Below are 21,169 nucleotides of genomic sequence, written 5' to 3' on the forward strand. Positions count from 1 at the left end.
AGCCTTCTCTAGAGAATTAAGCAGCATGTTACAAGCCGCCCTGCATGGGAACTTCTACATTTGCTCCTGAAAGCAGGCAGGTGTAATACCTGCACCTGCCTGCTTTCAGTTCACATTTAGTTTCATTGAATCCGTAAAACTATGAAGAAAACACTCCTACTCCTGTTGCTCGTGTGCCTGCTTGTGCACCCGTCCATGGCCATCCCTCGACAACCAGCCCAGGTCCCGGTCCTGACACTCAGCGGCTCGGGCTATGAACGCGGGCTGCAGCATGGGCATCAACTAAAAAAACAGATTGCCGAAGTCTACCGCAAATGGAAAGAGAGCATCCACAAGGACACAGGCAAAGACCCGGATACGGTAATTGCCGATTTCCTGAGTACCTCTAATTACCAGCAAGCTATCCAGCAATGGACGCCCGACCTGTGGCAGGAGGTGCAGGGCATGGCGGTAGGTTCTGGCCAGAAGATTGATGACGTGCTGGCGTTCCAGTTGATTGATGAGTACTGGGGCTATCTGGACCGCCTGGAAAACGGTTCTGTGGACAAGGACCATTGCAGCGCAGTCGGTGTGGCTGCCACCGCGTCTCACCCCACGTTCATTGCCCAGAACATCGACATTGACACCTACATGCACGGGTACCAGGTATTGCTGCACTTCGCCTCCATGGAAACGGGGGTAGAGCAATACATCATGACCTGCGCCGGTTTTATCGGGTTTGCGGGCATGAACAACAACGGCGTTGCCGTGGTCATCAACGCCCTGACTGATTTGAATAACTCCACCGACGGGTTGCCTGTTACCTTTGTCACACGGGGAATACTCCAGCAGCAATCCGCGCAGCAGGCCCTGGACTTTATCAAACGTGTCCCACACGCCACCGGTCAGAACTATCTAATCGGTACGGAAACTGAAGTAGTTAACTTTGAGGCATCGGCCAACCAGGTGGTGCCATTCTACCCTGTCGAGACCAAAAGCCTCGTTTACCACACGAACCATTCCTTGGCAAACCATGACGTAAAACCCTGGATGCAGGAATACCACCAGCGCATGCAGGCCGGCACAAGTCCCAAGACAAATAGCCAGACCAGGTATGAAACCCTGGCACGGCGCCTGGGCGCAAGCAGCACGGAACTAACGTCAGAATTGGTCAAGGGTACGCTCCGCTCCAAGGACCATGAGCGCTTTCCGGTATGCGTGTCCTATGATCCGAAGGCGGTGGCCTTCACCTTCAGCTCTGTTCTTTTCACACTGGGCCGAAATCCCTCGGTAGAAGTGACGTATGGCGCACCAGACCAAGCCTCGTACAAGGCGCACTCTTTTTACTTGATGCCCATCCCCTAGCGTGCATTCAAAAGTAAATCAGCACAACACCCTTCCGGATGCAGGCCTGCATCCGGAAGGGTGTTGTGCTGAAAAGGCCCTGCCCCATGGGCTGCGCGCGGTGTGGCGTTTTACTCATTTGACGCTCCTCCAGTTTGAAAGCTATACCTTATCTTTGTTGTATTATCCAAAAAACGCGTATGAAATTCATATACTTTAGTATGCTCTTTGCAATGAGCTTACTGGCTGCCGCTGCGCAGGAACTGCCGCGCCGCGTAACGTTAGGAATGCAGGCGACTCCCCTTCCTGATTCCCTGGCTCAGGCGCATCGACTCCGCCACGGCCTGCTGGCTACCGCTCTGAAACCGGGCGCAACAGCAGACCGTATGGGCCTGCAAGTCGGAGATATACTTCTTGACGTCAATAAACAACCCGTACAATCACCAGAGGTGTTGGAACAGCTGATAAAGCCGCTTACACCCGGGCAAGCCCTAAGCGTCACGCTGCTCCGAAACGGCAAAAGAAAAGTGCTCCGTGGAAAAGCCCTAGCCGCTCCACTTGCCTCCTCTCCCCATGCCAAAGTCACTTACGGACAAGTGCCTTTCCGGGAGGGGCTGCTGCGCACTGTCACTTACGTACCCAAGGCGCCCGGCAGGCACCCGGCCATCCTCTTTATCCCCGGTTTCCCCTGCCGCTCTGTGGATGACTATGGCCATACGCCTTACAGCCAGCTGATTGAAGGCTGGAATGAACGGGGCTATGTGGTTATGCTGGTGGAAAAACCCGGACTGGGAGATAATCTGAACACACCGGATTGCCTGCAGATCGATCTTTATACCGAAATAGAAGCCTTTGAGCAGGGGCTGCTGCAGCTCAAGCGCCTTTCGGAAGTAGATCCCGAGCAGGTCTTTCTCTTCGGGCATTCCATGGGAGGGATCATCGCCCCGGTGCTTAGCCAGAAGCATGCAATTAAAGGTGTCATGGTGTACGGCAGTCCCTATCGCCCCTGGTTTGAGTTTGCCATGGAGATGTTTCGCTTTCAAAGACCGGCCATGGGGGCAGACTATGTCGAGAACGAACAGACCATGCGCCTGCTGCACCGTGTGCTTTACCGGTACTTTGTGTTGGGCGAGCATCCGGATACCATTGCCGCCGCGGGCCCTGCCTATAAAAAAATACTGCATGAGGAGTTTCAGCACAAGGGTGGGGACTTTTTCTGGTCCCGCGATTACCGCTATTGGCAGCAGATAGATGAGCTTAACTTAACAAAGGCTTGGGCTGAGACCGAGGAGCATGTCCTCTCGATTTGGGGAGAGTATGATTTTCAGATCGTAAATGCAGCAGACCATGAACGCATTGCAGCGATCGTCAACCACTATCATCCGGGACATGCCACTTTTCTGGCGCTGCCCGGGACGAATCACTCCTTTATCCAAGTACCCGGAATGGAAGAAGGAGTTATGCAGATGCAAAAGCGCGACTTGGAGTACAACCGCACCCACTTTAACACCAGGCTGATTACTGAGACGGATGCCTGGATGAAAAGTGTACCGTAAGTGCCTGATCCCCTTTCTTCCTGAGAAAAACCTTTCAGCATACCGTATTTCACCGACCCCCAAAACCAAATGAGCCTGTACCGGTGAGAAGATCGCCACCTGAAGAGCTTGAGGGAAGGGGGCAGCCTTGCCACCGCTATCTGGCATCCCTGGCGATATGTCGCTCCCCTGGGAAATTCAGCAACAGGGAGCTCCTCCCTCCGGGCCCTTATGCCTTAAGCTGACTATTCTTCCCAATGCGCCTCCCAACAGCTTGGGTGCGAGCCACCGTCAAAGCGCTGCCGGAGCAGCCTGTAATACCAAATACAACTATACCATCGGCTTTGACGCTACCCTGATGGTAGATACTGTCATGGCGTCCCACTTCTCCTATAAGTATCCTGATCATTCCCCTGCCGTATGACAGTCTGGCAATGTGCATTATACCTCATACTTTACATAACTACCCTATCCCCCGGCACAGGCAGGCGGAGTGGCGGACGCTCCAGATAGGCTGATTAACGCAAAGCGTTAACGGATACAGCACATTCACTAGAAACGCCTTACCTGTGCCCATCTCCCAGCTCAGCAACCCCGGTGTTCGCAACAACTACTGCTATCGTCAGCGCTGTCGATTACCCACGGGTGAAGGAGGCATTCTTTCACTCTACTTGGAAAGGACGGTGCCCTACAAGCAGTAGTGTTTCTCAGCTCAGCAGGCAGGAGTGTCCTAGTATTGGACTGTTACTGCCTGCTTCCCATCGAACCTATAAGGAAAGAGTTCCTAGAAGCGCCGGGCTGACACATAACGAAGAACGGCCTTTTACATGCCCGAAAGGAAACCTACTGTCTCAAAACCACTCCCTGGTTCCTATTGGAATCTTATGAAAGACCATCCTCTGCTATGCCGCGTCCAGCACGTCGGAAACAAAAAAAACGATGCAGGAACTCGCCTGCACCGTTTTCTGAGAATATTTGCAGCTGCAGCAGGCTTGCTTAAAAGCCAGGTACAGCAGCACGTAGAGGTCTATATGGCTTCTGGTTAATAGCCGGGGTTCTGCTTTAGATTTGGATTTGCCTGTATATCCACCTGTGGTATCGGCAGGATCGTTCTGTTTGACCCATATGGCTGAAGGGTGTAAGCTTCACTGGCAGGTATGTCCTTTTTGTTTCGCAACAGGTCAAACATGCCATGTCCTTCGAATGCAAGCTCGATTCTTCTTTCCAGCAGGATCGTATCGATCAGTTCTTCTTTGGAACTAAAATCAAGCATGGTGAATTCCGTAGCCTGCGCCCTTCTGCGAAGCTGGTTTAACAACTCAACTGCCTCCGGGTTTGGGGTAGCCGACTTTTTGGCCAGCGCCTCCGCCTTTGTCAGGATGACTTCCGGATAGCGGATTACCGGAATCCAGTTTGTTGCGTCTGTGTATTTCAGGGTCCAGGATTTCCCCAGTTTCGCTGTGGTTAAGGTTGATTTGCGCAGATCATTGTCCGAAAGCGTCGGAATCCTGTAATACGGACTAATTGAAATATCCCCCCGGTTATCAGGCGAGTAGTGCATGCCGATGGAACTGTTAGTATTCGGGTTGTCTGCCGCATTGTGCGCCACAGAGAAAATCGACTCTTCTGTCATGTAGCTTCTGAATGCAGTCAAGGGCACCGCATTCAGATCATAGCCTAAGGCTGTCACTTTATCCGCATAGGCGATCGCCTTATCATGATCTCCCTTGTACAGGTATAGGCGCATCAACAACGCGGTCGCTGCCCCCTTGGTGGCACGGGCCACATTTGAGAAATCCGCTCCGTGACTGGCAGGTAAATTGACCTCCCCGAACAGCAGGTCTTTCTCAATATCCTCGTACACCTTGGCTACCGTGCTCCTCGGCAACTGGGCTTCCGGAGAGAAGGCACTGGTGGCGTCAAAGGCTTTCAGGGCCACCGGTATTCCCATATGCGAGGCATCGCTTGTAAAGGTATAGGGCTGGGCAAACAGGTTTACCAAGTACCAGTGGTTGAGCGCACGAATGAATTTCGCTTCCGCCTCGTACTGCTTAGCCAAAAGCTCTGTCGCTACCTTGGAGCGATTTGCTTCCAGGGCCTCTAAAAACAGGTTTGCCCCATAGATGGCGCTGTACCCTCCCGTCCAGGCAGCCGTTACGGTTCCGTCATTGGACAGGGTGTTAAAAAGCCCGATCCCTCCAAAGTAGCTGGCCGGATCCGTATCGCCCCCGCGGATATCGGCGTAAATCAGCGCGCGCCCCCCCAGGAAGGAGGGATGCTGGTTATTGTCATAGATACCGATGACCGCTTTTTCTATCCGCTCGGGAGAAGAGAAGACAGCTTCAGGGGATAACGTCTCGACTGGTTCCTTCTCAATCACTCCGCAAGCTACTGTCGTCAGCGCCAGGGATCCAGACAATAAGGAAACAATTACATGATGCTTGATTTTTTTATTCATGATAAATTGGCTAAAGAAATTATAAACCTACACTCACACCCAATGTAAAACTGCGTGCCTGCGGTACCGACCGGTTGTCGACCCCATAGGCAATGTTCACGTCTCTGTTGGTGTTCACTTCCGGATCAGCACCTGTGTATTTGGTGAGCACAAATACGTTCTGCACCTGTCCGTACACCCTGAGGTTGCTCACCCCTACCCGGCTGAGCACACTTGACGGCACATTGTAGCCCAGGCTGATTTGACGCAACCGCAGGAAATCGCCATCTTCGAGCCAGCGTGTGGAGGTGCGGGTTGAAATATTGTCCTGCAGGTACAGTTTCGGTACATCTGTTTTATCGCCCGGCTTTTGCCACCTGTCCTTGATTTCCGTCAGGTTGTTGTTCAGGTAGTTGGTCATTAGCCCCTGCCTGGTCTGGTTCAGGATTTTGTTCCCGCCGCTGTACTGGAAGAACACCCCTAAATCGAACCCTTTGTAGGTTACTGTGTTATCAAAACCGCCAAACCATTTCGGATAGGGATTACCTACGTAAACCGCGTCACTTGCTGTTATGTCCGCTGTCTCCGTACCATCCATCAGGTAGTATTTCTGGGTTGCCGGGTCATATTGCTTTGTGGTGCCATCCTTGGCCAGGAACATCGAATTTCCGTTATCCGGGTTTACACCTGCCCATCGGATCAGTTTAAACTCTCCAATGGCCTGCCCTACGGCCGCCTCACTCGAACCGCTCACAACGGGCACATCATTGTAGAGGCTGGTAATCTCATTCTTTATTTTGGAGAAGTTTAGATTGGATGTCCATACAAAGCCGTTTTTCTCAATGTTGGTCGTCGTTAGGGAAAGTTCGATCCCCTTGTTGTACATGGAGCCGATGTTGGTAGTGACAGAAGCACCCGGTATACCGGTTGTGCGCAGCACAGGGGCATCCAGTACCAGGTCCGTCACATCCGTATGGAAATAGTCGAAGGTGAAGCCCACCCTGTCCCGCAGAAGGGCCATGTCCATACCGATGTCCAATTTAGTGGAAGACTCCCATTTAAGGTTTGTGTTCCCCACCTGGGTCGGGCTCAAACCATTAAGGTCTGCGTACTGGCCACCGCCAAATAAGGTCCTGGAGGCAAAATCAGCAATATTGGAGTTCCCGACAATACCGTAGCTGGCCCGTAACTTCAAATCGTCCAGGAATGCAAAGCGATCCATGAAGCTTTCCTCCGAAATTCTCCAGCCCACGGATCCGGCAGGAAAATAGCCGCGTTTGTTATTCTGCCCAAACCCCGAGAAGGCATCGGCACGCATAGCGGCCTCGGCGTAGTATTTATTTCCGAAGTCATAGGACACACGGCCAAAATAAGAGTCAAAGCCATTGTGTGTGCGGCCCCCATCCGGGGCAAACTGGCCGACAAATGTTCCGGTGATAATGTCCCTGAAGAAAGGATCGGCAAAGTCACCGGCATAGGTGCCGATGTAGTGCTGGGCCACCTCCTGGTACTCGAAGCCTGCCGTGGCCGCCACATTGTGCCGGTCAGCCAGGAGCAAACTATAGCTGGCATAGTTTGACCAGTTCCACTGGTTACGGCGCAGATCATTTGTCTGCACCAAGCCATTGTACCTGTATTTCCAGCCCAGCCCCTGAATATTAGGATCACTATACTGATCCTCAAAGTTATTTATATAGTCGATCCCGTACTTAGACGTCAGTTTAAGGTTCTTCACCGGCTCCACCTCTATATAGGCATTGCCTAGCATGCGCTGCGAGATGTTTTGATTACGCTGCAGGTCCAGGGTACCCACCGGATGGTAAAACCTGTTTAAAAAGTACAGGTCAGAGCGGTTTGCTCCGTCTCCCAGGTAGCCTTGGTCATTTAAGTAATAGAAACCGTCCTTCCCGTAGACTGGGAGGTTAGGCGCCGCATTGTAACCCGAAAGCGTGATGCCTGCCAGGTAGCTGTTGGAAAGCACGCCATTGTTAATCGTTTTGGTAAAATTGGTGCTGATGCCTGCTCTTAACCATTCTTTAGGCGTAATGTCAAAATTCAGACGGGCGGATCCACGCTGCAGGCTGTTTGCTTTCACAAAGCCGTCCTGATCGGTATAAGAGACAGACCCGTAATAGGTCGCCTTCTCACTGCCTCCTGACAAAGACAATTGGTGGTTCTGCATGATGCCCTTTCGGAAGATCTCATCCAGCCAGTTTGTCCTGTCCGGGATTCCATCCTCGTTGACATCCACGTTCCCTGCTATGGCACCTTTCCCGGCGTTTGCGGCCTTCTCATTGGTAATGGAAATAAATTCATCCCCGTTGAGCAAATCCGGCGTGTTTACCGCTTCATTGTAACCGGTATAGAAATCATAGGTTATTTTCGCCGTTCCGTTTTTCCCGCGCTTGGTGGAGACTAGCACTACCCCGTTGGCCGCACGGGAACCGTATAGCGCAGCAGCAGCGGCGTCTTTCAACACCTCGATGGACGCGATGTCATTCGGGTTTAAATCGGCCAAGGGATTATAACGCGTGCCGTTTCCGCCGTTAAAGGAGTTCAGGTTGCTTACCTGCGCCATCGGCACACCGTCGATGACAAACAGCGGCTGTGAACTGTTGGAAATAGAGCCCACGCCCCGGATCCGAACGGTTACCCCATCTGCCACAAGGCCGGACGTGTTCGTGATCTGCACACCGGCGGCACGGCCCGACAGCGCCTGGTCAAAACTCTGCACCGGCTGGTTTTCAATCTTTGCCGCAGAAATACTCGTGATGGAGCCTGTCACATCCTTTACATCCTGCACACCGTACCCAACAACGACCACCTCCGAGAGTTGTTTGCTGTCCTCGGTCAGGCTGACATTGAGGGTATTTTTGCCAGCGGTATTTATTTCCTGGCTGATATAACCTAAAAAGGAAAAAACGACGGTTGCGTTCTCTCCAGGCATATCCAGGGAATAACTACCGTCAACACCTGTGAAGGTGCCTGTGCTGGTTCCCTTTACCACCACGTTCACACCGGGTAGTGCCTGTCCATTCTTGGCGTCAGTTACACGCCCCGACACCGTTCGGCTCTGTGCCCATGCCTGGCTGACAAGCACCAGGAGCAGGGCCATGTTCAATAGTACTGATTTTCTCATAAAACTGGTTTAGATTAAATAGATAAAAGGTAATAGCACTCACACTACCAGCTGAGCTGATAGGACTTAAATACGATATGGCTTAGATACAACTTGCCCTAGGAATTGTACAGGCAAGCATGCAAAGGATTATGACCGCTTGGGGAATAAAGGCAAATACCGCGGCAGTAAGACATAAGAGGTTCTTAAACAACATTCATTATCTAACCAATTCCTATTATCTATTACACACTTCGAGCAGCTTACTGCAGCGGTATTCACCCTATCCGGTATGTCCAGCGGTTCATATTCTATTCTCTTTCAAGCACATGAAACCTGTGGAAGCCTGTTGTTTACCTGTTGCAAATAAACAGCGCTTTCCTTACAGAGCGGTTGTACTATCCTGTCAATTGCAGCGCTGCTATCCTGGAAGGTTCCTGGCAATGGAGAGTCAGGTGGAAGACTTGCCAAAGACTGCGCTCCAGCTAAGCATACTTGGGCGCCAGACCACCTGGATTCTTCAGCAATACGATAACTTGAGGACCTGATCGGAAAAGCCTTCGTTCACGGAGGGGAAGGGGTACTGTGCCACAGAATTGGCAACTACTCTATGTAAGGACACAAGGAGCCTTCCCTGCCAATTCAGACCACTATTGAGGCTATGCCCGTCATGGCCCTTGGCATGGGAGGTGAAAATGCCCTCTTCGAAAGAACCCAGGACGCTGCCTTGGCTTACCTTGAGGCAAAAAGGCGCCCTCGCCTGTTGAGAACCAAAATCAAAATGGGAGCACCAGCGCCTTCACCCTGTCGTTGTGCTCCTGCAAGACCTTCAGCAGCATTGTGCCTTTATCCTCTCTGCCTAAGAACCTAAACTTGAAATTTTTGCTGTGCCAGGCTTATAAACCTGCACAAGCCAACGAAGCACTTCGCAGACCTTTGCCTGCAGGTTATCCAAATAGGCATTCAGGGTTTTAGCAGTCGCCTTTGTACCAACGGCTCGTCCGGCCGCCGCTACCCATCTGTCTGGTTCAATCGCCCTGCCTGTCGCCAGCTCGGCCCGTTTGCCCGAGACAGTGATGCGCATATAGATGGGCACAGGCCCTGTCCGATAGTTTTTTTGTTTCTTAAGGTAGAAGAGAAGACTGAAGTTGATGTTCATAATAGTGACTTTAAAGGTTAAACAAATGTAGCCTTGCAGTCAACCGCAGTCAAGATGTACAGCAACTGTACATCTTGTTAATCAAATAGTTACACATCAATTCGGTGAGTAAGAACTTTGCCTTTATGAACTCACCGAACTACTCACCTATTTGATGCGAAAAAATGAATAATTCAGCAGTTTTGTAAAAGCAAAAAAGCCTGCAAATACTTGATTTGCAGGCTTTTAATTGATTTTGATATTGCTACCAGCAGAGAGCAAGGGATTCGAACCCTTGATACCCTTTTGGGGTATACACACTTTCCAGGCGTGCTCCTTCGACCACTCGGACAGCTCTCTTTACTGCTGCAAATATAGCTTAATCTACAGCACATCTGCAAACATAGGGCTATTTATACTTACAGATAGCTACAAAGAAACCTCTCCTCTAAGATTTCCGCCAAGCAACCGGATTGTCTGTTCATGATCAAGCTCCTGGCCCAGCACAAACATTAGCTTTGTAATAGCTGCCTCTGTAGTAATATCAGCGCCGCCAATTATGCCCATGTTTAAGAGGTGCTTACTCGTCTCGTAGCGGCCCTGGTCTACACGCCCCTCGTCGCATTGCGATACGTTAAGGATGTAGATGCCGCGATGAACGGCGCTCTGCAGCAGTTCCAGCAACCAGGCAGAAGTTGGCGCATTGCCTGCTCCAAATGTTTCCAGCACTACCCCACGTAAGCCGGGGGCTTCGAGTATGCTGCGCACTACCTGCGGCGTAATACCCGGGAAAAGCTTTAAAATTGCCATGCGATTATCTAGTTGCCGGTGTACTTTTAATGACAGCTGTGGGTGCGGAAGTATGGCACCGTCATAAAAATCTATACTTATACCTGCCTTAGCCAGCAAAGGATAGTTCTCAGACTTGAAGGCATTAAAGTGCCTGCTCTCTACTTTCTTGGCACGGTTGCCGCGTATCAGCAGGTTATGGAAGTAAATGCACACCTCCGGCACCACGCTTCTGCCATTTATTTTAGTTGCGGCGATTTGCAATGCAGAAATCAGGTTGGCCCGGGCATCGGTACGGGTTCTGCCAATAGGCACTTGCGCGCCCGTAAAAATAACCGGCTTATCCAGGTCCTCGAGCAGGTAACTTAACGCTGAGGCACTATAGGCCATGGTATCGGTGCCATGCAGTACTACAAAACCATCATGGTTTGCATAGTTTTCCTCTATTAGCTTTGCCATCAACAGCCAATCTTCCGGCGAAACGTTAGATGAGTCGATGGCCGGCTCTATGCTGAGTACGGTAAGCAGGTACTTAAAATTGCCCAGCTCCGGCACCTTTTCCTGTATCTGGCTGAAGTTAAACGGGATAAGGTGGTGCTTCTCATCATACACCATCCCAACGGTACCTCCGGTATAAATAATAAGAATGGAAGCCTCTGGAAAGGCCGGAGCAGCCGTATCTATGTTTATCTTTACAACATCCATACTTTAAAGCTTAAACAGGTTTAAGGCGTTAGCAGTTGTTTTTTCAGCTACTTCATCCAGGTCTTTGCCCATTAGCTCGGCTACGCGTTTTGCTACTAAAGTTAAATATTGAGGCTCGTTGCGTTTGCCACGGTGCGGCACCGGTGCCAGGTAAGGGCAATCAGTCTCGAGCACCAGGCTCTCTAGGGCCACATGCGGCAGCACCTTATCCAGGCCGCCGTTCTTAAAAGTAGCCACCCCGCCAATACCCATCAAAAAGCCAAGTTCTTTTACTTTCCCGGCTTCTTCTACCGTACCCGAAAAGCAATGGAAAATACCTTTTAAGGAGCCATCCTGGGCAGCAGAAATTATCTCGTACGTTTCATTGAAAGAGTCGCGGGTGTGCAGCACGATAGGCAGCTTATACTTCTTGGCCAACTCTACCTGTACCTTTAGGGCCTCCTGTTGCTGCGTCAGGAAAGTTTTGTCCCAGTACAGGTCTATGCCGCACTCTCCTACTGCCGCAAAAGGACGCTTGCTCAGCCAGTCCTCTACTAAGTATAGCTCGCGCTCAAAATCTTTAGTAACAGAAGTCGGGTGCAGGCCCATCATGGGTATGCATTGCTCCGGAAAAAGCGCCTCTGTCTCCAGCATCATATCAATGGAAGTATGATCGATGTTAGGCATGTATATTTTACTTACGCCATCCTCTGCTGCTCTTCTTACTGCCTCTGCACGGTCATCTTTAAATTGCTCTGCATAAATGTGTGCATGCGAATCAACTAAATTCATGAAATCAATTATCGTTTAACATTGATCAAAAACCAATGTAGTACTACAAATTTTGCAGCTGCAAGTTAAAGTTAATTGTTGATTGTCTACATGCATAAATAGATTCCCTGCTCCGGGAATGGTCTGAATAAGGGAGATGAATTACGTTTTTTTGGAAGAACTAGCATTGTTACCCAAGAAAACGTAATCTGTAATTACTCAATACTTTCGGCCTTTCCAGTTTGTTTTTACAGGCAAGAAGAAAAACACCAGCAATACAATGGAGCTAATAACCAGGTAAACCTCGAAGAGGAAGTATAGCCACAATGGAACTGACTGTTGCACGCGCCGCAAACAGATGCGCAAGTATAAACTCTGCAGCACTAGCTTAAAGGCAAATATAGCCAGCACAGTACCCACCGAAGTATAAAACACAAAAGGTAGCAGCACCGGGTAGTAAGCCGAGTGAAGTATAAGTATGATTGTCATGTACAGGGGTAAGTGCATGGCACCCCGCATCCAGCGCTTCCGTTGGTGCAGCAACTGCCATGCGCTTGTAGCCGGCGTAGACATGGCAAACACATCTTTGCTGTACACGTTCCGGAATCCCCAGCCTTTCTCCAGTATTTTGTTAAAAATGGCGATATCTTCCGTTATAGAGAAGGGCACGTTTTCAAACCCTCCCACTTCTTCGTAAGCTTCGCGGCGCAGCAGCATGTTGTTGCCCATGGTTGTTACCGGCAGGTTCAGGTCCGACACCACCTGCATCAGCCCCAGCGAGTATAGCCAATCCAGCGCCTGCAGTTTTCCGAACAGGTTATGCTGCTGCGTGGTGGTGATGCCTGTTACTACACCCACCTTATCCTTTAGGGCGCCAAGCATAGCCTTTGCCCAGGCAGGAGGCACGGCAATATCGGCATCGGTGTAAAAAAAGTAATTGCTGGTTGCCAGCCGCGTTAACTGCGCCAATACGTTTTGCTTGCCTTTTAGATGCCCTATGGTTTGGGTAATGGTTATGCAAGTATAGTTTGGTTTACCTTCGCTAAAGGTTGTTATTACCTCCTGCGTTCTATCTGTGCTGCCATCGTTTCCGATTAATACCTCAATTTTATCCTTAGGGTAATCCAGGGCTTCTATGGCGGCAAGGCAGCGAAGTATGGTGTGCTCCTCGTTTCGGGCAGCTATAAGGATGCTAATGTTGGGAAGCTGAACCGGGCTGTAAGTATAACGCTTGCGGTTTAACAGCAACAAACCCAGCAGCACCAGGAAAAGGGTAAAGTAAAGTATAAAGTATACTACAGATACAATCATAGGGTCTCGAAGGTGTAGCCGAGACTGGTAAAGTGTTCCAAATACCGTGGCAGGGCGTACATCATGTTTCGTTTTGCTTTCAGGCTGTCGTGGAATACGATGATGCTGCCGTTTTGGGTGCTTTCTATGGATTTACGGAGGCACTTTTCCGGGGACAGGCTGTTGTCGTAGTCGTTTGTAAGCACATCCCACATAATAATCTCGTACTGGCCTTGCAGCTGTTTTGCCTGGTTTCTGGTAATGCGCCCGTAAGGTGGCCTATACAGCTGTGGAGTGGTTTTAGCAGGAAAATACTTTTCCAGTTCCTGCTGGCAAAGCGCCACATTTTCCAGATAGGGCTTCAGTTCGGCATGCCAGCCGTTAAGGTGATTAAAGGTATGATTAGCGAGTACATGCCCCTGCTGCTGTATCATGCTGGCAATAGCAGGATGCTTTTGCACATTATCCCCCACACAAAAAAAAGTTGCCTTGGCCTTATACTTCTCCAATTGCTCCAGCACCCAGGGCGTTGCCTCGGGTATTGGCCCATCATCAAAGGTAAGGTATAAGATCTTGTCCTGCGTAGCTTCCCGGTGCCAGGTGTATGCTGGCAGAAGCTTTTTAAGCAAGGCAGGCGTTTTGTAAAGGCGGATCAAAACTAAATTGTTAAATGGCTGATGTGCTAAACTGTTATTTGCTAAAGGGCTACAAAGGTAAGCATCAGGTATGATTTCGCTTTGCCGCTTCAAAACTAGGATTCATTTCCCAGATCAACAATTTAACAGTTGAGCAATTAACAATCAGCCTTACTTAAATCTGCACGAAAGCAGGGTAATGTCGTCGTTGAGGGCAGCTTCTTCGTTGTAGAGGTTTATTTCCCGGAGTAGTTGCAGGTGCAGCATCTTAGAGCTCAGGAAGCGGTTGCGCTGCATAAAGGAAATACATCCCTCCACCCCAAACTCAGCCTCATCTTCATCAAACACCTCTGTCAGGCCATCAGTATAACACAGCAGCACCGCATTTTTAGGGATCGTGATGCGCGTTACCGACATAAACGGCAGCACATCAAACACGCCCAGCATGGTGCAGCCTTCGTTTAGCAGGCGGTGCGTATTGTCTTCGTAAAGCAGGATGGGGGCGTTGTGGCCGGCATTTACGTAGCACATTTCCCGGGTTCTGCGGTTGTAAAGCGCCAGGAACATGGTAATAAACTTCTCGGCAATCGCGTTGCGGTAAATCAGGTTGTTCAGCTCTGCCACTACGGTGTTCAGGTCTGAGGTCTGCCGAAGTATGGTTCTGAGGCCTGCCTGGAAGTTCGACATCAGCAACGATGCCGGCACACCTTTACCCGACACATCTGCCACGCAGAAAACAAAGTTATCTGCGTTAATCTCTATAAAATCGTAGTAGTCGCCGCCGATGGAGGAATGGGGAATGTAGCTGGCATATATGGCTACGTCTTTATCGTTGGGCAGCGCCTTTGGGAACAGCATTGACTGCACTTCTCGGGCAATCTCTATCTCGCGGCGTATGGACTCCTGCGCCAGTCGTTGACGGGCCATCTTGTGATTTTCTATCGCCACCAGCATAATGTTGGAAACTGTCTGTACAAAGTTCAGCGCCTCCATGTTGGTGTAGTATGGCTGTATTTTACCAATCATTACAAAGGCAAGCACCTTGCCATTGTGCAGGATCGGGATGACAATTTCGAAAGCGCGCCACTTTTTATCTACCTTTAGCTTAGAGGTGCGTGTAATTTCTTTTATGCCTAAGATAGCATCGGGGATATCCTGCTTCGTAAAATCCTGTTCGGTACCAAAGCATACTTTACACTCCCACTTCTCGTCGTGCACAAAAAGCACCAATCTACTTATCTGTAACTGGGCCAGCAGGGTAAAGCGGTAAATTTTGTACAGCGCCGGCTCTGGTAAATTATCGTTGATAGCCTGCGTAATTTCAAGCAAGGCCGACAACTCCAGCTTCTTCAGGTTCAGCTCCTGCTGTATACTTGGTAAGGTTACTTCAGCCATTTGAAATCGGTATTTTAGGATCGTATGCATCGCGCAGGCCATTACCCAGAAGGTTGAAAGCCAGCACAAGCAGACTAATGCTTATACTAGGTAAAAGTACTAAAAAAAGACCAGCCTTTGCGCCAATCAGCTGAAAACCTTCGTTCACCATCATACCCCACGACGGTGCCGGAGGTTGCACGCCCAGCCCCAGAAAGCTGAGGCCTGCCTCCACAAGTATGGCCGAGGCAAAATTGGCTGTTGCAATAACAATCAAAGGTCCGAGCATATTAGGCAACAAGTGTCTAAAAATAATATTTCGTTGTGGCACCCCCAGCACATTTGCGGCCTCTATATAGGTCTTTTCCTTTAAACTCAGTATCTGCCCACGCACGACACGCGCCACCTCTACCCACATGGTAAGGCCAACGGCTACAAACGCTACCCACACACCTTTGCTATCCAGGGCCAGGCTAATGGCAATTACCAGCATAATGCTAGGTACTGACCAGACCACCGTCATCAGGAAAAGCATCAAGTCATCTACCCTGCCGCCAAAGTAACCGCCAATAGCGCCAATTGTTATGCCCACTACCAAAGAAATTAATACGGCCACAAAGCCAATGCCCAACGAGATGCGGGTGCCAAGTATAAGCCTGCTCAGTACGTCGCGTCCTGCTTTGTCGGTACCAAGCCAGAAGGTTTTCTGAGTGATATTATCACGCTCTACCACCTGCTTTATACTTTCATTATCAGTTAATTCCTGATCTACAGCTACGAAATCACTTAAAGCAAAAACCCGCACCTGGTCTGCCAGGGCATTGTTGCTGCGCAAGGGTTGAGCATATAGGCTATCTCCCTTAAAAGTATAACCCTGAACAGGCAATTCTGTGTAAGGCGCCGGCTTTCCGAAAAGTATAAATTCTAAGAAATTAACGTTATTTCCTTCTTCAAGAGCTGCAGGAACACGAAGCACCTGCGTCGAAAAGCCGGGGTTGCGCTTCTGTAACTGCACTACCCCGTTGTTGGCATTAGGTGATGAATCGGGCATAATGGCATAGCCTAAAATGGCCACCAGCACCGCAAAAAGTATGACAAACAGACCAGCCATAGCCGGCTTGTTCTGGAGCAAACGCTGGCGAACGTAGTATGAAGGCGGCCTGGAAACCGGTGCTTCCTTTATTTTGGAGCTCATTAGATAGAGTTGTGAACTACCAGGCCGGCCTTGGTAGCCAAGTAAAAATAATGCTGGCAATGCTGCCCGAAAGCAGCTTCGTCGTATTCGTGCTCTGTATCCTGGTCCGGGTAGAGTATCTTCACATATCCCTGCTTTATCAGCGACTGTAAGGCGGCGCATATCTCGCTATCCGTTAAAGACAGCATGCTTTTGAGGTCCGGGTACGACACTACAAAGTATAATTCGTCGAGTATATCGAATTCGTTTTCGCTCATGAGTTCTTTATTGATCTTCCCTTCCATCGGTACCTGCCAAACAAGCCGCCAATGCCGGTAAATACCACATAGGGTACATAAACCAGTTGCAGCGGCAGCATATGCCAGATGTAGCTCCGTTTGTTCAGGAAGCCTAGTATACGTTCTAAAAATAAGAAATCTATTACAAACTTTATAAAATACGCCCCCACAAAAACAAGCAAAGGCAAATGGCCAAAAAGAAAAAACGGTATAGCCAGAAACAGCAGAAAGTTAACCAGAAACACAACCAGGGCTACCAGCTGCACGCTTATACTTTGGTAAGCCCGCCACTTACTTGCCCACCTCACCCGCTGCGACATAAAGGAAATCAGGCTTTTACGCGCATCTGTATAAACTACAGCTTCAGCATTTTTCAAAAACACCGCCTTGCCCGGAAACTGCTCATGGATCTTGTGCAGCAGGAACTCATCGTCGCCGCTGGCTATGCCATCATTGCCTGTAAAGCCTCCCACCTTGTCAAAAACAACCTTTGGATAAGCCAGATTGGCTCCATTGCACATATTAGGCCTGTTTAAAGCCAGCGAGGCGCCTCCAATACCGATTAAACTGGCAAACTCCACCAACTGCATCTTCTCAAACAGCGTATAGGTATTCTGGAAGCACACAGGCCCGCTGATAAAGTATGGCTGCTTTGTTTCGTAAGTATAAGCGTACTGTTTCAGCCATTCCGGACCTACGCGGCAATCGCCGTCGGTAAACACCAGCAAATTGCCTTTAGCCTGTTCCACGCCATACTTTACAGCACCCTTCTTCATACTTACACCTGCCACATTCCGTAAGTCCAACATTCTCAAAATCATTGTGGAACCTGACTTGTATTCATGTATTAATTGAAGGGTATTGTCAGTAGAATGATCATCCACCACCAGCACCTCATAGAGCGCTTTTGGATACTGCTGCGCCTCCAGGTCCTGTAGCAAAGCCACTATATTAGCCGCTTCGTTGCGCACCGGTATGATAACAGACAGGAGCGTTTGAGGCTGATAGTTTTCAGGTAGCGTAGTAGTTGCCATACTTACCCAGGCCACCAGCCGGCGCAGCACTACCCAGGCATAGGCCAGCAATGAAAACGATAAGAGCCAGATCATACTGTTACTCCTTTCCGGGCCAGGCGCAGGCGCAGCACAAAGTATAAACCCACAGCGCTTGGCACCGCAATGTTCAGCAACCACAGGCTAAGGCTGGCGCTAAGCACATGCAGCCTCCCCTCCCCTAGCAACCCGAACAGGTACATAGCCGACAGCTCCCGCACACCCAGGTCGGAGAGCAAGCTTACCGAAGGTACCACCGACTTCAGGAAGAAGGTACCGGCAACCCCACTAACATACTCCAGCGGGTTTAGCCGCACGCCAAAAAGTATAAGCAAGAGTATAAACTGCACCAGGAACACAAAGTACCTTCCCAACGATAGCAACAGCAGCCTTGAGATTTCTGAGTAAGTATAGGCTCCCATTATAGACACATACTGCACAAAGCGGCGTAGCGGCTTGATGGCTGCCACAACCGCCACCATTGCTTTAGCATGGTAAAGCAGCACCAGCATAGCTACACACAACGCCAGCAGCAGGAACAGCACACTAAGCGCCACCCCCGGGTACTGCACCCAGTAAAACCGAAGTATAAAGTATAGCAAGCCCACAGAGCCTACCAGTACGGTAGCCACCAGCTGGCAGAAGCGCCCGATAAAAATAGCACCAATGGCATCGAGGCGCTGGCGGCTTTTAAGCTCCAGCACCCGACCTGCATAATCGCCGAGGCGGTTAGGGGTGATGAAACCCAGCGTAAGCCCGACCATTACAGAACGGTAGGCCCGGGCAAAAGACATCGATTCAAGTTTATTTCCCAGCAGCTGCCACTTTTTCGCCTCAAAGCCCCAGTTAATTGGTATAAGTGCCGCTACAAGTATAAACAACCCGGACAGTGAGCTATCGAGGGCAGTTTGCAGAATTCCTCGCCAGCTAAGCAGGGTATCTGGAGCGGTAAAGATGGCCTGATGCAGCAGCAAAAGCGTGAGCAGCACAACCAGTAGTTTACCGGAAAACAAAAGGAACCTTCTGTTTAGATTAATGTTCAAGATATTGTCTTAATTTTGTAGCCTTATGGTTTACTCTTCTGCACTTCCTCCTAATAAACTCATACTTGGCATTGATCCCGGCACACAGGTTATGGGCTACGGCCTTATAGAAGTAACTGGTTCTAAAGTACAAGTGGTGCAGTATGGCGTAATTCACCTGAAGAGCTACAGCAACCACGCCATCAAGTTAAAGAAAATTTTTGACCGCATGATACAGCTCATCGACGAGTACCTGCCCGACGAGCTTGCCATCGAGTCGCCTTTCTTTGGCGTGAACGTACAAAGTATGCTGAAGCTGGGACGTGCACAGGGTGTCGCCATTGCCGCCGCTCTCTCCCGCGACATCCCTTATGTAGAGTATGCGCCTAAAAAAGTAAAGCAGTCGGTAACGGGCAACGGTAACGCCTCTAAAGAACAGGTGGCCAGCATGCTGGTACAGATACTGAAGATACAGCCTGACCCGAAGCTGCACGATGCCACCGATGCGCTGGGCGTTGCGCTTTGCCACCATTACCAGAAAGGCAATAACGCCAAGCAAGGCGGCAAGTCCTGGAAAGCCTTTTTAACGGATAACCCTGACAGGGTAGCCTAACCAGAATCATACGGAAGTATAGCTAAATAATTACAGCTTTACTTTGGCCGAAGTATAAACAGCAACTGCCCCGCAACTTACTCATAGTTTGGTGTTTCCAAGAGGGCTTAGGCCTGTATCAGAAGCAAGCAGTATGTATCAGCGTGCATATGCTCCCGAAAATATTTCGCTCTTTTGCAAAAAATCGTACCTTTCTTTCGTAAGGCTTAATCAGGCCCTTTAAATAGGCACCGGCTTGTATAAAAAATAAAAAGTACTTTTGTCGTTCTCTTTGTTTAAACAAAAGTATAGATGGGTTCTTAACGGCATAAATGGATTCAGACAATAATAAACCGGGAAACGCCCGTACCCGACGCAGATACACAACTACCCGCAGGCTCGACAAGATGTTTGTGGAGCTCGCCAGCGTTTATCGTTTCATAGCGCGTTTCTTTAAGGAAGTATGGTTTCCGCCTTACGAGATAAAGGAATTTATCAAGCAATGCTATGAAATCGGTGTTCGCTCTCTGCCGCTTATCTCTTTAACAGGTTTCATCATCGGTATCGTTTTCACCAACCAGTCGCGGCCTTCGCTTGCTGATTTTGGAGCGACCTCGTTGCTGCCTGCCCTGATCTCTGTGGCTATTGTAAGGGCAATGGGCCCGCTTGTAACGGCTCTCATTGCTGCCGGCAGGGTTGGGTCCAGTATAGGTGCCGAGTTAGGCTCTATGCGCGTAACCGAGCAGATTGATGCCATGGAGGTATCGGCCACTAACCCGTTTAAGTTTCTGGTGGTAAGCAGGGTACTGGCCTCTACGCTGATGATTCCGGCACTTACCATGTATACTACGCTGGTATCGTTGCTGGGCGGCTACTTAAACGTGCACCAGAACGAACTTACTACCCTTACCACCTTCTTTTACCAGGTATTCGATGCTATTACGTTTTTAGATATCATTGCCTCTTCGGTTAAGTCGGTGATATTTGGCTTTACCATTGGCATGGTGGGTTGCTACAAAGGCTACAATTCGTCTAAAGGCACAGAGGGTGTGGGTAAAGCAGCAAATTCATCGGTGGTAACGGCCATGTTCCTCATTTTTATCGAAGAGCTGCTCATTATGCAGGTTATTAACGCAATCAGAGCTTTTTAAACCAATGCAGGCAAAGGAAACAAATCCGAATATCGATTTAACCGAAAAAGTTATCTCCATCAAGGGCCTTAAGAAAGCGTTTGACGATTTTGAGGTATTAAAGGGCGTGGACCTGAACTTGTACAAGGGCGAGAACCTGGTTGTGCTGGGCCGATCCGGTACTGGAAAGTCTGTGTTAATTAAAATAATATCTGGGCTGCTGCAGGCGGACGAAGGCGATATAAACGTTTTAGGAAAAGATGTAGGCAAACTTAACTCCAAAGAGTTGGATGCGTTGCGCCTCAAAATAGGATTTTCTTTCCAGAACAGCGCTTTGTATGATAGCATGACGGTAAAGGAAAACCTTGAGTTTCCGTTGGTGCGCCACTCCAAAGACATGACAGCAGATGACCGTGACCGCGTTATACGGTTTGTGCTGGAGGCGGTGGGGCTGTCTCAGGCAATAAACCAGATGCCGTCTGAACTCTCGGGCGGGCAGCGTAAGCGTATAGGTATAGCGCGCACGCTTATACTTAAGCCAGACATCATGCTTTATGATGAGCCCACAGCCGGCCTCGATCCTATTACAAGTATAGAAATCAACAAGCTGATAAATGAAGTTCAGCGTAGGTTTAACACCTCATCCATTATCATCACACACGACCTAACCTGCGCACGTGCCGTAGGAGACAGAGTGGTGATGCTGCTCGACGGCCAGTTTCAGCGCCAGGGCACCTTTGATGAGGTGTTTGCGACCGACGACGAACGCGTACAATCGTTTTACAACTACAACTTTATAGACTAGA

At 49.7% G+C, this 21,169-nt stretch carries 19 protein-coding genes and 1 tRNA gene; 7 read left to right on the forward strand and 13 right to left on the reverse strand.

What is annotated here, in order from left to right; genetic code table 11:
• Window positions 1–141: 141 nt before the first annotated feature.
• The 4 genes from Q1A23_RS11380 to Q1A23_RS11395 all read left to right on the forward strand — a co-directional run bounded on the left by Q1A23_RS11380 (window position 142) and on the right by Q1A23_RS11395 (window position 3,904).
• Complete coding sequence (locus Q1A23_RS11380; protein ID WP_299823403.1) at window positions 142–1,344, forward strand: C45 family peptidase; 1,203 nt, start codon at window positions 142–144, stop codon at window positions 1,342–1,344.
• A gap of 179 nt (window positions 1,345–1,523) precedes the next feature.
• On the forward strand, window positions 1,524–2,879 hold the full coding sequence (locus tag Q1A23_RS11385; protein WP_299823405.1) for an alpha/beta fold hydrolase: 1,356 nt from the start codon (window positions 1,524–1,526) through the stop codon (window positions 2,877–2,879).
• A gap of 127 nt (window positions 2,880–3,006) precedes the next feature.
• Window positions 3,007–3,282 carry a hypothetical protein gene (locus Q1A23_RS11390; RefSeq protein WP_299823408.1) on the forward strand — a complete coding sequence of 92 codons (276 nt, stop codon included), beginning with the start codon at window positions 3,007–3,009 and terminating at the stop codon, window positions 3,280–3,282.
• A gap of 460 nt (window positions 3,283–3,742) precedes the next feature.
• Entirely contained in the window at window positions 3,743–3,904 is a 162-nt protein-coding gene (locus Q1A23_RS11395) for a hypothetical protein (protein WP_299823410.1), read from the forward strand.
• On the opposite strand, the gene Q1A23_RS11400 is transcribed toward Q1A23_RS11395, so the two are convergent.
• From Q1A23_RS11400 to Q1A23_RS11460, 13 genes are all read right to left on the reverse strand, one after another.
• Window positions 3,901–5,316, reverse strand: a complete 1,416-nt coding sequence (locus Q1A23_RS11400; RefSeq protein ID WP_299823413.1) for a RagB/SusD family nutrient uptake outer membrane protein — start codon at window positions 5,314–5,316, stop codon at window positions 3,901–3,903. The genes Q1A23_RS11395 and Q1A23_RS11400 overlap by 4 nt on opposite strands.
• A gap of 19 nt (window positions 5,317–5,335) precedes the next feature.
• Window positions 5,336–8,434 carry a TonB-dependent receptor gene (locus Q1A23_RS11405; protein ID WP_299823416.1) on the reverse strand — a complete coding sequence of 1,033 codons (3,099 nt, stop codon included), beginning with the start codon at window positions 8,432–8,434 and terminating at the stop codon, window positions 5,336–5,338.
• Between the two features lie 838 nt (window positions 8,435–9,272).
• Window positions 9,273–9,572: an Arm DNA-binding domain-containing protein gene (locus Q1A23_RS11410; protein WP_299823418.1), complete on the reverse strand. Its 300-nt coding sequence runs from the start codon at window positions 9,570–9,572 to the stop codon at window positions 9,273–9,275.
• Between the two features lie 251 nt (window positions 9,573–9,823).
• A tRNA-Ser gene (locus tag Q1A23_RS11415) sits at window positions 9,824–9,911 on the reverse strand.
• Between the two features lie 69 nt (window positions 9,912–9,980).
• Window positions 9,981–11,045, reverse strand: a complete 1,065-nt coding sequence (locus tag Q1A23_RS11420) for an asparaginase (protein WP_299823419.1) — start codon at window positions 11,043–11,045, stop codon at window positions 9,981–9,983.
• Between the two features lie 3 nt (window positions 11,046–11,048).
• Window positions 11,049–11,816, reverse strand: a complete 768-nt coding sequence (locus Q1A23_RS11425) for a TatD family hydrolase (RefSeq protein ID WP_299823422.1) — start codon at window positions 11,814–11,816, stop codon at window positions 11,049–11,051.
• A gap of 198 nt (window positions 11,817–12,014) precedes the next feature.
• Window positions 12,015–13,106: a glycosyltransferase gene (locus tag Q1A23_RS11430; protein ID WP_299823425.1), complete on the reverse strand. Its 1,092-nt coding sequence runs from the start codon at window positions 13,104–13,106 to the stop codon at window positions 12,015–12,017.
• Window positions 13,103–13,741: a polysaccharide deacetylase family protein gene (locus tag Q1A23_RS11435; protein WP_299823428.1), complete on the reverse strand. Its 639-nt coding sequence runs from the start codon at window positions 13,739–13,741 to the stop codon at window positions 13,103–13,105. Before Q1A23_RS11435 ends, Q1A23_RS11430 begins: the two co-directional genes overlap by 4 nt.
• Window positions 13,742–13,891: 150 nt before the next feature.
• Complete coding sequence (locus Q1A23_RS11440; RefSeq protein WP_299823431.1) at window positions 13,892–15,115, reverse strand: PP2C family protein-serine/threonine phosphatase; 1,224 nt, start codon at window positions 15,113–15,115, stop codon at window positions 13,892–13,894.
• Entirely contained in the window at window positions 15,108–16,289 is a 1,182-nt protein-coding gene (locus Q1A23_RS11445) for an ABC transporter permease (RefSeq protein ID WP_299823433.1), read from the reverse strand. The genes Q1A23_RS11440 and Q1A23_RS11445 overlap by 8 nt, the downstream gene beginning before the upstream one ends.
• On the reverse strand, window positions 16,289–16,546 hold the full coding sequence (locus Q1A23_RS11450) for a hypothetical protein (protein WP_299823435.1): 258 nt from the start codon (window positions 16,544–16,546) through the stop codon (window positions 16,289–16,291). The genes Q1A23_RS11445 and Q1A23_RS11450 overlap by 1 nt, the downstream gene beginning before the upstream one ends.
• A complete protein-coding gene (locus tag Q1A23_RS11455; protein WP_299823438.1) occupies window positions 16,543–17,676 on the reverse strand; it encodes a glycosyltransferase in 1,134 nt (377 codons plus the stop codon). Before Q1A23_RS11455 ends, Q1A23_RS11450 begins: the two co-directional genes overlap by 4 nt.
• Window positions 17,673–18,662 carry a lysylphosphatidylglycerol synthase domain-containing protein gene (locus Q1A23_RS11460; protein ID WP_299823441.1) on the reverse strand — a complete coding sequence of 330 codons (990 nt, stop codon included), beginning with the start codon at window positions 18,660–18,662 and terminating at the stop codon, window positions 17,673–17,675. The genes Q1A23_RS11455 and Q1A23_RS11460 overlap by 4 nt, the downstream gene beginning before the upstream one ends.
• 25 nt (window positions 18,663–18,687) lie before the next feature.
• Between Q1A23_RS11460 and ruvC the strand changes: the two genes are divergently transcribed.
• From ruvC to Q1A23_RS11475, 3 genes are all read left to right on the forward strand, one after another.
• Window positions 18,688–19,254 (forward strand): crossover junction endodeoxyribonuclease RuvC, encoded by a 567-nt coding sequence (gene ruvC, locus Q1A23_RS11465; RefSeq protein ID WP_299823443.1) that lies wholly within the window; start codon window positions 18,688–18,690, stop codon window positions 19,252–19,254.
• A gap of 311 nt (window positions 19,255–19,565) precedes the next feature.
• On the forward strand, window positions 19,566–20,384 hold the full coding sequence (locus Q1A23_RS11470; protein WP_299823446.1) for an ABC transporter permease: 819 nt from the start codon (window positions 19,566–19,568) through the stop codon (window positions 20,382–20,384).
• Window positions 20,385–20,388: 4 nt separating this feature from the next.
• Entirely contained in the window at window positions 20,389–21,168 is a 780-nt protein-coding gene (locus tag Q1A23_RS11475) for an ATP-binding cassette domain-containing protein (RefSeq protein WP_299823449.1), read from the forward strand.
• The last annotated feature ends 1 nt before the right edge of the window (window position 21,169 follow it).

This window comes from uncultured Pontibacter sp. (assembly GCF_947492645.1).
GTDB lineage: Bacteria > Bacteroidota > Bacteroidia > Cytophagales > Hymenobacteraceae > Pontibacter.

What these genes read in the sequence shown, in the direction of transcription:
- Q1A23_RS11455 (WP_299823438.1), bottom strand. Translation starts at nt 17,676, where the DNA reads ATGATCTGGCTCTTATCGTTTTCATTGCTGGCCTATGCCTGGGTAGTG.
- Q1A23_RS11445 (WP_299823433.1), bottom strand. Translation starts at nt 16,289, where the DNA reads ATGAGCTCCAAAATAAAGGAAGCACCGGTTTCCAGGCCGCCTTCATAC.
- ruvC (WP_299823443.1), top strand. Translation starts at nt 18,688, where the DNA reads ATGGTTTACTCTTCTGCACTTCCTCCTAATAAACTCATACTTGGCATT.
- Q1A23_RS11470 (WP_299823446.1), top strand. Translation starts at nt 19,566, where the DNA reads ATGGATTCAGACAATAATAAACCGGGAAACGCCCGTACCCGACGCAGA.
- Q1A23_RS11410 (WP_299823418.1), bottom strand. Translation starts at nt 9,572, where the DNA reads ATGAACATCAACTTCAGTCTTCTCTTCTACCTTAAGAAACAAAAAAAC.
- Q1A23_RS11430 (WP_299823425.1), bottom strand. Translation starts at nt 13,106, where the DNA reads ATGATTGTATCTGTAGTATACTTTATACTTTACTTTACCCTTTTCCTG.
- Q1A23_RS11450 (WP_299823435.1), bottom strand. Translation starts at nt 16,546, where the DNA reads ATGAGCGAAAACGAATTCGATATACTCGACGAATTATACTTTGTAGTG.
- Q1A23_RS11475 (WP_299823449.1), top strand. Translation starts at nt 20,389, where the DNA reads ATGCAGGCAAAGGAAACAAATCCGAATATCGATTTAACCGAAAAAGTT.
- Q1A23_RS11385 (WP_299823405.1), top strand. Translation starts at nt 1,524, where the DNA reads ATGAAATTCATATACTTTAGTATGCTCTTTGCAATGAGCTTACTGGCT.
- Q1A23_RS11380 (WP_299823403.1), top strand. Translation starts at nt 142, where the DNA reads ATGAAGAAAACACTCCTACTCCTGTTGCTCGTGTGCCTGCTTGTGCAC.
- Q1A23_RS11420 (WP_299823419.1), bottom strand. Translation starts at nt 11,045, where the DNA reads ATGGATGTTGTAAAGATAAACATAGATACGGCTGCTCCGGCCTTTCCA.
- Q1A23_RS11440 (WP_299823431.1), bottom strand. Translation starts at nt 15,115, where the DNA reads ATGGCTGAAGTAACCTTACCAAGTATACAGCAGGAGCTGAACCTGAAG.
- Q1A23_RS11400 (WP_299823413.1), bottom strand. Translation starts at nt 5,316, where the DNA reads ATGAATAAAAAAATCAAGCATCATGTAATTGTTTCCTTATTGTCTGGA.
- Q1A23_RS11425 (WP_299823422.1), bottom strand. Translation starts at nt 11,816, where the DNA reads ATGAATTTAGTTGATTCGCATGCACACATTTATGCAGAGCAATTTAAA.
- Q1A23_RS11395 (WP_299823410.1), top strand. Translation starts at nt 3,743, where the DNA reads ATGAAAGACCATCCTCTGCTATGCCGCGTCCAGCACGTCGGAAACAAA.
- Q1A23_RS11405 (WP_299823416.1), bottom strand. Translation starts at nt 8,434, where the DNA reads ATGAGAAAATCAGTACTATTGAACATGGCCCTGCTCCTGGTGCTTGTC.